This window comes from Bradyrhizobium oligotrophicum (assembly GCF_051168495.1).
Taxonomy (GTDB): Bacteria; Pseudomonadota; Alphaproteobacteria; order Rhizobiales; family Xanthobacteraceae; genus Bradyrhizobium; species Bradyrhizobium oligotrophicum_A.
The window spans coordinates 22,182-34,625 of sequence record NZ_JBNPVB010000032.1 but is presented as its reverse complement, the minus strand read 5'-3'; the positions used below and the strand labels follow the sequence as shown (position 1 = coordinate 34,625).

The 12,444-nt window shown below is 60.2% G+C and carries 7 protein-coding genes; 3 read left to right on the top strand and 4 right to left on the bottom strand.

Annotated features, from left to right (window positions below; all coding sequences use genetic code 11):
* Positions 1-219 precede the first annotated feature (219 nt).
* Entirely contained in the window at positions 220-1,938 is a 1,719-nt protein-coding gene (locus tag ACQR1B_RS34485) for an ATP-dependent nuclease (protein WP_434837355.1), read from the top strand.
* Positions 1,925-3,343, top strand: a complete 1,419-nt coding sequence (locus ACQR1B_RS34480; protein ID WP_434837356.1) for a UvrD-helicase domain-containing protein — start codon at positions 1,925-1,927, stop codon at positions 3,341-3,343. Before ACQR1B_RS34485 ends, ACQR1B_RS34480 begins: the two co-directional genes overlap by 14 nt.
* Before the next feature lie 7 nt (positions 3,344-3,350).
* On the opposite strand, the gene ACQR1B_RS34475 is transcribed toward ACQR1B_RS34480, so the two are convergent.
* The 4 genes from ACQR1B_RS34475 to ACQR1B_RS34460 all read right to left on the bottom strand — a co-directional run bounded on the left by ACQR1B_RS34475 (position 3,351) and on the right by ACQR1B_RS34460 (position 11,107).
* Positions 3,351-6,632 (bottom strand): UvrD-helicase domain-containing protein, encoded by a 3,282-nt coding sequence (locus ACQR1B_RS34475; protein WP_434837357.1) that lies wholly within the window; start codon positions 6,630-6,632, stop codon positions 3,351-3,353.
* Positions 6,629-9,196 carry a PD-(D/E)XK nuclease family protein gene (locus ACQR1B_RS34470; RefSeq protein WP_434837358.1) on the bottom strand — a complete coding sequence of 856 codons (2,568 nt, stop codon included), beginning with the start codon at positions 9,194-9,196 and terminating at the stop codon, positions 6,629-6,631. The genes ACQR1B_RS34475 and ACQR1B_RS34470 overlap by 4 nt, the downstream gene beginning before the upstream one ends.
* A gap of 130 nt (positions 9,197-9,326) precedes the next feature.
* Positions 9,327-10,430 carry a hypothetical protein gene (locus tag ACQR1B_RS34465; protein WP_434837359.1) on the bottom strand — a complete coding sequence of 368 codons (1,104 nt, stop codon included), beginning with the start codon at positions 10,428-10,430 and terminating at the stop codon, positions 9,327-9,329.
* A 365-nt stretch (positions 10,431-10,795) separates the two neighbouring features.
* Positions 10,796-11,107 (bottom strand): hypothetical protein, encoded by a 312-nt coding sequence (locus tag ACQR1B_RS34460; protein ID WP_434837360.1) that lies wholly within the window; start codon positions 11,105-11,107, stop codon positions 10,796-10,798.
* Positions 11,108-11,305: 198 nt separating this feature from the next.
* Between ACQR1B_RS34460 and ACQR1B_RS34455 the strand changes: the two genes are divergently transcribed.
* A complete protein-coding gene (locus ACQR1B_RS34455) occupies positions 11,306-12,442 on the top strand; it encodes a tyrosine-type recombinase/integrase (protein ID WP_434837361.1) in 1,137 nt (378 codons plus the stop codon).
* Positions 12,443-12,444: the final 2 nt, after the last annotated feature.

The window sequence follows — 12,444 nt, the reverse complement described above, 5'->3', positions numbered from 1 at the left end:
CCAAGCGAAGCGGATTGCCGAATTGGTTGTCGAACGAGAATGAGTGAATCTCTTTCAAAGCGCGCGTGTTTTCTATATTTATTCGACCATAAGTAGGGGGATTCTACTAGGCTATACCTTGCTTAAGGTTGCCTAGATGGGCGAAATCGTCGCCTTCAGCTGTGGAATTCTGCCCGTTTGGTGCATGTTCCCGTGACGAACGAGCGGAGAGAACGCAGTATGGCGCTGGTCCGTGTGCTTGAAATCGAGAACTTTCGGGCGGTGAAATCCCTTCGCTGGCTGCCTGGTCCCGGCATAAATTGTCTGGTCGGACCGGGCGACAGCGGCAAGTCGACGATCCTTGATGCAATCGATCTTTGCCTCGGTGCACGCCGATCGCTTTCGTTCACTGACGCGGATTTCCACGCCATCGATTTCCGCCGACCGATCCGCATTGCACTGGCTCTTGGTGACCTCGACGACCCTCTGAAAAATATCGATTCCTATGGCGACTTCCTCGTGGGCTTCGATGCGGACACCGGGCTCGTGGAGCCGGAACCCGGCGCCGGGCTCGAAACCGCCCTAACGCTCCAGCTCACGGTGCAGGACGACCTCGAACCAGAATGGACGCTTGTCTCGCCGCGTGCCCAGGCTGCAGGTCGGACACGTAATCTCAACTGGGCCGACCGCACGCGTATCGCTCCGGCGAGGCTTGGCGTCACCGGGGACATGCATCTGACTTGGCGGCGAGGATCCGTGCTGACAAAGCTCAGCGACGGCAAGGCAAACGCATCGAAGGAGCTGACGCGAGCAGCTCGCGAGATGCGCGACGCCTTCGACAAGAAAGAGCTCGAAGAGCTTGAGGAACCGCTCAAGATCGTTAAGGACGCTGCAGGTAATATGGGCGTACCGGTCGGAAAGGCTGTACAGGCGCTGATCGATGCCGGTTCTGTCACGTTCACCGGCGGCACGATCTCGCTGCATGACGATGACGGAGTGCCGTTGCGCGCTCTCGGACTTGGTTCTTCGCGGCTGCTGATCGCTGCCCTCCAGCGGAAGGCGGCCGAAAAGGCGACGACGTTTCTGATCGACGAGCTAGAATATGGGCTTGAGCCGCACCGGATCATCCGCCTGCTCGGTGCGCTGGGTGCCAAGGAAGACGTGCCGCCGCTGCAGGTCTTTGCAACGAGCCATTCACCAATTGCCGTCACCGAGCTGAGCGCACACCAGCTTCATATCGTCCGCAAGAACGACGAGCAGCATACGGTCCGTCGCGCGAGCGACGCCGGGGACGTACAGGGCACGATCCGGGCCCACGCCCATGCATTGCTCGCCTCGTCCATCGTGGTGTGCGAGGGTGGCAGCGAAATCGGCCTATTGCGCGGCCTAGATCAGCATTTCACCAGCCGTGGCGATAAATCGCTCGCAGCAAACGGCGCGGCCCTAGTCAACGGCAACGGCGACGAAACCTTCAACCGCGCGATCACTCTGCAGTCTCTGGGTTACCGGACGGCTATCCTGCGAGACAGCGACAAGCCCGCCCCAGCGAAGGAGGAAGCTACATTCATTGCGAGGGGCGGCAGCGTCTTTGCATGGGGCGGCGGGCGAGCACTGGAACAGGAATTGTTCGACGCGCTTCCGGACGGCCCCGCTGGCGATCTTCTGGATCTTGCCATTGAGGTGAAGGATCGCGCATTGATTGAAGCGCATATCAAGACGATTTCGAAGAACGCAATGAAACTCAAGGATCTGGAAACTGAGGCACTGATAGATGGCCTCAGCCCCGATACTCGCACGCTTCTTGGAAATGCAGCGGCGCGCTTTGGATGGCTAAAGACCATCAGCACGATGGAGACGGCGGGCCGGACTATAGTGGGCCCTGCCTATAGCGAGACTGACGACAGCCTCACCGACGTGATTGACGGCGTTCTGGACTGGGTCGAAGATGGCGGCCGCTGACATCGACCTGCGCACGATTGGGCGTGGACTGGTGATAGCGCCGGCCGGCTGCGGTAAAACCCAACTTATCACGGATGCTCTCGCGAGACATGACGGCTCAAAGCCTATCTTGGTGCTGACTCACACAAACGCTGGCGTCGCCGCACTACGCGGCCGCCTCGAAAAAGCGGGTGTAAAGCCGAGCGCTTACCGCGCAGCAACATTGGACGGCTTCGCCATCAGACTTATTTCGACATTTCCGCAGCGAGCGGGGCATGATCGGCGCATCGTCACCGGCGCCCGACCGAACTATGAGGCGATCCGTGACACGGCTACCCGTCTCGTCGCCGCCGGCCACCTCAATGACATTCTCGCGGCCAGTTTCGCGCAACTTTATGTAGATGAGTATCAGGACTGTTCGACCCGACAGCACGCACTGGTAACGTGGTTGGCTCAGAGTCTATCCACAGCCATCGTCGGGGATCCGTTTCAAGCCATCTTTGGATTCGGCGCCGATCAGTTGGCGGATTGGCAGACGGACGTACTAGGGTTCTTCCCAAAGGCGGGAGAACTTACCACGCCGTGGAGGTGGAACAACGCAGGCGCGCACGATCTGGGTCAGTGGTTGTTATCGATAAGACCCGACCTCGCAGCAGGGAAACCTATCGATCTTCGGACCGCACCGGGCAGTGTGCAGTGGGTTCAACTCGATGGCCGCCAGGACGATGCCTTGCGGCAGGCGGCGGCTTCGGTCGCCGCACCGGGCGACACGAAGGTTTTGATTATCGGCGACAGCACGGACCCTCGGGGACAACGTCGTTTCGCCCGGCAAGTCGAAGGAGCAGTCACCGTCGAGGCGGTGGACCTGCGCGACCTCACGGAGTTTGGCAGTGCCCTCGACCTTGCCAGATCAGACGCGCTCTCGGTCGTGGCCGGCTTCGCAGAAAACTTGATGAGCGCTTTTTCAGCAAGCGATCTGGTCAAGTCCGTTTCGACCGCACACGCCGGTAAACTCGGGCGGGCTCTCACGGCCATCGAGCAAGCGGCCTTAAGATTTGACAATTCGCGGTCGCTTGCAGATGTTGCGGATCTACTCACCACCATCAACCGCGCCGGCGGAGTTCGCTGCTACCGTCCTGCAGTTCTGGCAGCCGCACAGCGCGCTCTTCAACTTGCAACCTCACCGGAGGGACCATCGTTTCGAGAAGCGACTGTGACGATCCGAGAGTACTCGCGGCTCATCGGACGGCCGCTTGCGAAGCGTTCGGTCGGAAGCACCTTACTCCTGAAAGGTCTCGAAGCCGACATCTCGGTCGTCCTCAATGCCGGCGCTCTCAACGCGCGCAATCTCTACGTCGCGATGACTCGTGGATCGCGCCGAGTCTTGGTGTGCTCGCCGTCGCCAATCCTCAACCCTCCCTGGTAAATCGGGGCTACGGCGGTTCGACCCAAGACACTTGCGCCGCCGACATGTAGACGATCGCGCCCCGCTCGGCACCCGTGACACGCAGATAGTCGCGCAGTTGCGCCACATGCGCACTGTGTGTCGTCGCCGCGGGATTCACGTCTGACTTCCAGTCGACGACGAGTGTGATGCGCTCTCCCTCGATTGCGGCTGCATCTGCACGACCCGCAAGAAAACGCGGCGGATTTGCCGTCCAGAGCGAGACTTCGGGCACCAGTTTCGCGAGGAAGGGCGCGAGCTCAGGCAGGGCCAACGTGCTCAGCGCGGTCTCGGCCATCTCGATCGCGTCGGGCCTTGCGGCATCCGTCGGATCATCGGATTGCAGTTGAGCAAGCAGCTCGGTCGCGCGAAGGGTAGCCTCTTCACGAAATTGCTCAAGTTCCCCGGTGAGTAGCTCTTCCATAAGTTTGTGCAGGATCGTACCTCGGAGAGCGCCCGCTCCTACAATCCGCGCCGTCACGTCGGTCGCCGCATCGACTACGAATGCATCAACAAGGTCGGCGCTGCGATCAGCATCGCGGTCGCTCGGACGGTCCCATACGATAGGCGGTGAAGCGGCGTTTAGTCGCTGGCTTTCTGCAGAAAATACCGCCACTGTCTGATCATTGGCGATGGGTTGCGACGCGCTCATCACAGGCTCGGGCAACGCGTCAGCTCGAATCTCGGAAAGTCGCTTTTGCCCCAGATCCATTACCCGCGACCACGATCGCGAGGGAGCGCCAGGCAGATCAGGGATCACCAAGAGATCTCGGGCACGCGTTGTTGCGACATACCAGAGCCGCTCGCGCTGCCGCGCCTCGCGAAATTCCTCCTCTTCACGGGCGGTAGCCAGTTCAGGCGGCTCGATCCCTCCGACGATCCAGTGAATTGTATCGTCTGATTGCCTATAGACGAACTGATCCTGGGGCTTGAACTGCGTCGACGAGTTCACGGTGATGACCACGGGCCATTCCAGCCCCTTGGCGCTGTGCATGGTGACGATCTCCACCGAGTCCTCGGACGCGTCGACTCTCCCTTCCGGATGCCGGCGTTTGCTCTGCCATCCGCGCTGGAGATCGAGCGCGAACGCGCGCAGCCCGGCAACATTGTAGGGTCTGGCGAGTTCGACAATGGCATCAAGGTTGGCGAGCGCGCGCGCGTTGCGCTGGCCATGGCGAGCCGCCATGATCACTCTCAGGTTCAGGCGCTCGATTGCGAAAGCGACGAGCTGCATCGGCGTGAGTTCGGCGGCAAGGCGATGCAGTGCCTGGAGTTTCAACAAGACATCGTTTGCGATAGGGTTGACCACCTCTTCTGCTGAGGTCCGCAACTGGAAGCGCCGGCGCCCATCTTGGTCGGGTGCGAGAGCCGCCGTAATATCAAGAAGGTCTTCGTCGGTGAGTCCGACAACGGGACCTCGCATGAGCGCGCCGAACGCCAAAGTATCGAGTGGGTCCGCCAGCGCACGAACCAGGACGAGCACGTCCTGAAGCTCCTGGCGTCGGAAGAGCGCGTGACCTGCCTGGGAGGCGACCGCGATGCGTTGCGCTTCTAAGGCGCGTTCATAACGCCAGAGATCGGTGTGTGTAGGAGCAAGCAGCGCTATGTCGCCTGCGCGCAAATAGCGCTCAGTTCCATCCGGATGATGGATTTTCAGGGCGCCGATCAGGCGCGCGCACAGCTTGGCAACAGCTTCCGCCTCCGCTTCGCGCTGTTCCTCCGCGTTGGCATCACGTGGCACATCGATCGTCAGCTTCGCAGCCGCACTGATCGGCATTGGCGGCAGCGTAAGAGTCGGTGCGAGCGGGACGAAACCCGGTTGTCCCGCCTTTCCAAGAACGTCGCTGAACACGTGGTTTACGTGCGTGATGACATCCGGCCGGGATCTGAAATTCGCGGTGATAGAAAGTACGCAGCCATTGCCGGCCTTTCCAAGTACGGACTTCGCGAGGGCGTAAGACTCAATGTCAGCACCACGAAATCGATAGATCGCCTGTTTGGGATCTCCTACCAAAAAGAGCGCTCCAGGGCGCAATGTTGCGCTGCTCCAAGTCGCTGGCTGCGAACGCGCAGCGAGGCAGAAAACGATTTCCGCCTGCACGGGATCAGTATCCTGGAATTCATCGACCAGCAGGTAAGCATACCGGCCGGCGAGCCAAGCGCGAATATCGGGGTTCTCGCAAACAAGCGCTCGCGCCTGACGTAACAAGTCATCGAAATCGAGAACGGCCGCCTCTCGCTTGCGCCGGTCGTACGCCTCGATCACCCCGGTCAGATGCGCAGCCAATTCATGCGCCAGACCTTGCGCAATGCAGCCAATCAACGTTCGATACGCGGTGCGAACCGTCTCGAAGTGTTCGACCGCTTCATTTGCGCGACGCCGTCCATCCTTCTCGCCAAGACTCTGCTTCCAAGCGCGCATCCTGTCATAAGACAGCAAGTCGATGCTTCTTTGCCGCATCATACCGATACGGGGCGGCTGGGTCAGGCGCCACAACGCGGAAAAACCCGCAGTGGCGTGATCGCCTGCAAAAAACGCAGACAGGCGCTCAAGATCCGCGATGAGGCCTGCCGTCCACGGCTCTCCTGGTCCCGCGACATGCCAGCGGGCAAATGCAGAGACGACGTCTGCGAACGTTTTGTCCGGGCGAGTTGAGAAATCCGGCGCCGGCACGGTCGCGGTGCGATGCTCTCGCCGGAGGATGGCAAGTTCGCGGACCCGCTCGACCACCCCCAGCGGGTCATCCTTGGCAAGAACACCGATGGGACCGCCGTCTGCTTCGTCAGAGACCAGCATCTCCTTCAGCCAATTCGCGAGCACTTCGTCAAAGAGTGCATTGGCAATGATCGCGTCCACAACACGCGAACCGGGATCGAGGCCCACGTCTATCCCGTGCGAACGAAGAATTCCTTGGCAAAACCCGTGGATGGTCGTGGCGGTGATTTCTCCGATGCGTGGTGCTGCCTCATCAAGATGCGCCCGCTCTGCTGGGTCTAACGGTAGTGAGAGAATTCCGGCAAGTGCGGGCGGAGTCCTTCCGTGGCGAAGCTCCTCGACCGTCCAGCGTATCCGCGCCTCCAGCTCGCTCGCCGCCGGTTCGGTGAAGGTGATCGCTGCAATCTTTGAAGGATCAATCCCGCTCGCGATCATCATCGCGACGCGCGCGGCCATCAATGACGTCTTGCCAGTTCCAGCCGCGGCCTCGACCAGCATGTTGGTCTCAAAATCAGTGAGCGCGCGTCTGCGGGCATCGAGGTCAGGCACGCTCACGGGCTACTCCAAAGTTTGTCTAGCGCGCTGTTCACTCCAGCAAATAGGCGTCGCTTTACGCGACGGTAAGAATCGAGCTCGGCTGCCAGGGCGATAGCAAGCGGATCAAAGAATACAGGCGCAGGCCCTGGCGCAATCTGGCCATTGCGTTGCAGCTGAACGCCGGCCGCCGTGAATGCGACCGCCTGGTCAATCGCCTTCTCAAGTTCCTCGTTCGTAAGGCTTAAAGTCCGCGCCGGGTCGTGCTTTAGGTAAGTCAATTGCGAGCTCACGCTCCGAACATCAGCAAGGAGAGACCGCACGGCGAGGCCGTAGAAGACACGCTGGAGTTCTGCGCCACGATCGAACACGACTAACTTCTTCCGCTCGGGCGCCGTCCCAACTTTATAGTCCGTGACGACTGCCGCGCCGCGTGCCGCGTCTTCGTCAAGGCGATCAATTCGTCCACGGAAGACAATTCCGGTCTTTCCGATCTGGACCGGTGAGAGTGTGGTCCACGGATGAGGTCCGTCATTGGGCTCGCCAAACGAAAGCTCGGTCCAGCTCCTGCCGCGCGGCTCATCGATTGTATCTTTGAGTCCTCGCAGCGCTCGCTCGCGTGCCATCTCCACTGTATGACGCCAGAGAAGCCCCGGTGGAACGGCTCTGGTGATTAGCCATCTTTCGGTAAGAAGGGCGGCCTCTCGATCCAGGGCAACCTCAATCTCATCGATGTTTTTTGGCGTGCCATTCCGCAACACGCCCGCAATAAGAGCGTGAACGAGCTCGCCGAAGGCGCGATGGTTTAGAGCGAGGGGCTGAGGGTCTAGATTTGGCTCTCGCCAGTGAAGGGCGTACTCCCAGACGAACCCCAACGGATCGCATAGAAGGCGATGGAGAGAGGTCGTGGATTGGACTTCGGAAAGGGCATCGACAACGAGCGGGTGGTTGGCACGAACCTTCCCATCATGAGCCGTGTGTTGCTCACTATCCCACCATGCGCGCCAACACGCACGACTTGCACGCACTTGGGGATCTTTGCCGGCGTCGCCAGGTCTGGCGTACAGACGATCGCTTTCGCTGAAAGCATGCGGGGGTATCGCGCTTCGCCCGACGACACGTTCTGCTTTTCTCGGCCACAATGTGCTGGCTGCTTGTAGAGATCCAGTCGCACTCCGATGGGCGCGTGACAGCGAGTAGTTGGTCGATTGGCCGACAATGATGTCATGCGTCATCCGGTCAATTTCGGCTGCTTCAGCGGACGGAAGTCGTAATTGCCCAAGCAGATGTTGCGGTAGCAACGCGTTTTCGTTCGACCGCCTGGGCCACGCGTTCGCATCCAGCCCGACGAGGCGAACATATGCGCGCGGGGCCGCCGCCACGTGACGGGCGGGTCCCCACGCGATAGAATTTCCCGGCTCGCGTCCGTCGGCAACGCGAAGAGCCTGCAAGGAGAGCTCGATTGCCTGTGGGGGCGCCATGCGCAAAGCATCCCGCCACAGGCTCAGCGCCGGCCCATTCAAAAGACTGCGCCCTACTCTCTCTGCCGACGCAATCCCGCCGGCCAAGTCTTCGAGAATCGGCAACAATGTCCGTTCCGCAAGGTCACCATTTGCCCTTTCGTCTCGAGTTTGCTCCAGAACATGCCGCCAAAGGGTCGGACTGGTCAGCGCCGCGCTTCGCCGCAAGCCTTTAGCCCAGTCGCTGGGCACGTTTTCCTTGGCTGGGCTGCGCGGCAGCCGGGCAAACAGGAGCCTCACGCGTTCCTGAGACAGCCCGCGTAACAGGATGTCCGCGAGTGCAGCGCAGGCCTGCCCTTCACGGGTCGCTAGCGCCGGAATGCCGTGCGTGAAATGCACGGGCATACCTGCCTCGCGAGAGAGAACCAGAAACGCATCGTCCCAAGCCGACGGCGAGGCAGCCGAAATGGCGACCTCGTGGGGAGCGGCTTTTCCGTCCGCTACAAGCGCGCGCGCCCAACGCAATGATTCCCGCACTTCGTTTCGTGGATCGGCACAAAGGTCTGCGGAGCCAAGCAATGCTGTGCCGGATGGGCGCGTTTGGGTCTCCCCAGAGAACCAGTCGCGCCGACTATGCTGCGATGCAATCCATCGCACCGGCACGACATCGCAGAGCGCCTGAATGAGCGGATACCAAACGGTTTGGATATTGGCGACGTCTTGAATAGTGACGGCGCCGAGTACTTTTGGAGCGAAACGAAGTCGCGCCAGGGCAGCTTTGACCAAATCGGGAGGCGTCAGCATTCCAGACGGCAGTTCGTCTCGGACGCGGCGTTCGAGCAACACAAAGTCCCTAAGGCGGGCATTGTCGGGCAAAGAAGCCGGGGCCTCCATGTCCCACCAGTCCCGGAGCGCCGATAGCGCAGCCGCGGGCATCCCCGGCAGTTCGGAAACCTTGCCAATGTCCTCGTATCCGCCCGCCTCGAGCGCCTGCCTGATAGCCAGATACAGGACCTCGTGCGAGGCTGGCGACACGAAGCCGCCGGCAAGGCGTGCGGCGAGAAGCGGCAGCGTCAGGACCTGCCGACCCGTGGCCCCTTCGCGAGCCGCATCAAGGCGCCGCATTCGCAGCGCTAAAGGCCCATCGACGACTACACTATGGATTAGCATTTCGCGTCCTATCGCCGGACTGAAGGCAGCGATACCCCATCGCAGCCGAAATCGCGAATCTTAAGGGCGACGCAATTCCCGCCGTCTAACTCGTCGCTGCTATCGCGTCAGCCATCTCGTCGACGGTCTTCTTGAAGTGCGCCGGATCGTTCAGGGCGGCCTTCGCCGCTTCTGCCCATTCCGATCTTGTCAACATCCACCCGACCATCCTCCCGGCATCGATCCCGCGGTTTCGGGCGAGATAGGGTGACAATATCTTAGCCGGCACCGAGTCGCGCAGTAAGTCGGCGCTCTCTGGATGGATCATTTTAAACACGCGCCAAGCCCGGGAAACGGCAACCAGTTCTCCATTCTCTGCAAGCTTGGACAACAGTTCGAGGATTGGCCCAGGCGGTGTGATTTGTGTCTCCGAACCTTTGTCGACGACGGCTTCCGCTACACGCGTAGGCTGCTCAATTCCGGTTGCGGAGAGCGCCACGGAGAGCGCTTCCACTGCCTCGTCGCCTCCGACGCCAGCGAAATACTGTGCGCGGTCGGTGACCCCTCTGGCCGCGTGCGCAGCGACCTCGTCCTTGTCCGCCGGCAGTACCCGCAGGATGCCATCTTCGTATTCGAATATGCCGGCCACCACGAGGGAGGCGAAATCCTTCTCGAACCGAGGATGCTCCGCATCGACGCCGAAAAGATTTGCCGTGTCGCCGGAAACGACGAACGCTAAGGTGTCCGGCTCGAGCTGCGGGATCATTCTCTTGCTGCCTTTTCCTCCGAGCAAGAGAGAGACGACCATCGATTCCCGCAACCGCTGTCCCGGACCTGAGCCAGGGCGAAGCAGAGCGGACTTGCTTCGGTGAATGACAGACGACGAAAACACGTAGGGCACGACGGCGCGGTAGTAGTTGTGCGAGAGTCCGTCGCCAGCCGCTGTCTCCAGCTTCCCCTCATCCAACCAAAACAATGCGGGTATCCAGCACGGCTGGGGCAAAAACGCGATCAGCCTGCGGCGAAATGCGCGAGGATCAACGGGTCGGTCCGACCCTGCCAACGTTCTGCCGAGGTCGTGCCAATCTCGAAAGCCGCCTGCGATCGCGGCTTTCTGGCAGCGATTAAGCGGAAAAATGATCCCACTGTCGTCAAACAAAGCTTTGAGATTCTTGGCGAATTTCTTCGCGCCTTCAAGCGTCGAAAACATGCGAGCGTCCTTCATCTCGGCCGGATTAAGACGCGTTGCTCGTCTCATCGGCCGAATGAGGGGAATCGGTCGCGAGAGCCAAGTGAAGGAATAGTCGTTGGACCAAAAGTCCTTTGCCAAGGCAACGGCCTAGCCGACGAAGGCGGCATGAACCGAGTCTAGAGCCATTCGCCGATCTTTTCAAGAATTAGCGAAAATTGTACTCCGCTCTTTGCTCGTCCGGAATTCGATCGCGGGAAAGACCCACAATGCCTTCGACCTTGTCGCACGCTCCAGCGCCGCGGGATGCACGAACGGACACTAGAATTGTTCGGGGTCCGATTTGCGTTTAAGACGAACCATTTTCGGTCCGCTTGCAACTATGCTCAGCCTTCGCGCCATTTTTTAGCAGCGGAACGGGCGCTGCAACCTAATTTGGCGATGGGGTTGAAGAAGTCCCAAGGCTTGGACCAACTATACTCCAAACCCCTCGATTTTGCGACCAAAGCGCTTAGCACATTCACTTCAGAATGTGGATTTGCCAGATTGGCGACAGGCGAGTCCGCCAAGGACTGAGTCACCTCAGTAGCGATCATGAAGCGTGCGCCCTCGCGAATCGACATATTGCCACTTTTGCCAGTTGTATTTGGCCTTGGCGAAATCGAGGCGGCTGCGGCGATCGGCGTCTCCGCAAGCAAGTTCCGAGCACTCGTGAAAGAATCCCGGATGCCGCGCCCTCGACGAATTGACCGGCGATTTGTCTGGGACGTTGATGAGCTCCGCGCAGCGTTCAAGGCTCTTCCTCATGAAGGAGAGAGCGAGGGATCCGATACATGGGCGGACGTGGTGTAATCCGGTTGAAGTATGTTCACGCATTTCGTGATCGTCAGGGCCGCATGCGTTACTACTTCCGCCGCGATGGGAAGCGGACGCCTCTTCCCGGCTTGCCCGGCTCTGGTGAGTTTATGGACGCATACGCGGCGCTGTTGGCCAAAAGGCCGAAGGCTGCGGAGTTACGACGGGCAGCCGCTCCCAAGACCTTCGCCGCACTCGCGATCCTCTATTACGGTTCTCCTCAGTATCGATCGCTATCCACGTCCAGTCGCACTAACTATAGGCGAGTGATCGACGGCTTCCTTGAAGAGCACGGTCACCGGCGTGTCGATCAAATGACGCGAGAGCACGTCGACATCGTTATCGGCAAGATGGCTGACAGGCCTGGTGCTGGCATCATCTTACTGAAGCGCATCCGAACCCTGATCCGCTACGCTATAGCGCTGGGATGGACCCATCGAGATCCAACTGCCGGTGTGCGGGGCTACAAGTCGAAGGAAATCCATACCTGGAATGAAAGCGAGATAGCGGTCCTCGAGCGCCACTGGCCGGAAGGCACACGGGAGCGTCTGACGTTTGCGCTGCTGCTCTACACAGGACAGCGTGGGTCAGACGTTCATCGGATGACGTGGGCAGACATTTCGAGAGGTGCGATTCGCGTCGCGCAGCAGAAGACCGCCGCGAAGCTCACCATTCCGATCCACGAGGCATTGGAGCGCGTTCTTTCGACCGCGAACCGTAGCCACTCGACAATCCTGGCGACGGCCTATGGCGAGCAGTTCTCGGTGAAGGGCTTCGGCCAGATGATCTCGGCTGCCATCCGGGAAGCAGGGCTCCCCCAACGCTGCAAAGCCCATGGGCTCCGAAAAGCCGCCGCGCGGCGACTAGCCGAGGCCGGGTGCTCCGCGAGCGAGATCGCGGCGATTACTGGGCACAAGACTCTGGCAGAAGTCGAGCGCTATACGCGCGCGGCTGACCAGGAGCGGTTAGCGAGACAGGCGATCCAGCGGCAGTCCGAAAATGAAAGTGGCAAACCGCCAGTAGGCGAAGTGGCAAACTCCACCGATCAAGCCCTAGATATCAATAGCTTGGCCTGGAAAATGGCGCTCCCTAGGGAAGAAGGGAAAGGCAACAAAATCAGAGACTTGAGGAACCGTTTGGGGGAAAACGGCATCATTGCTCTGCAACGCCTTTTATGAGC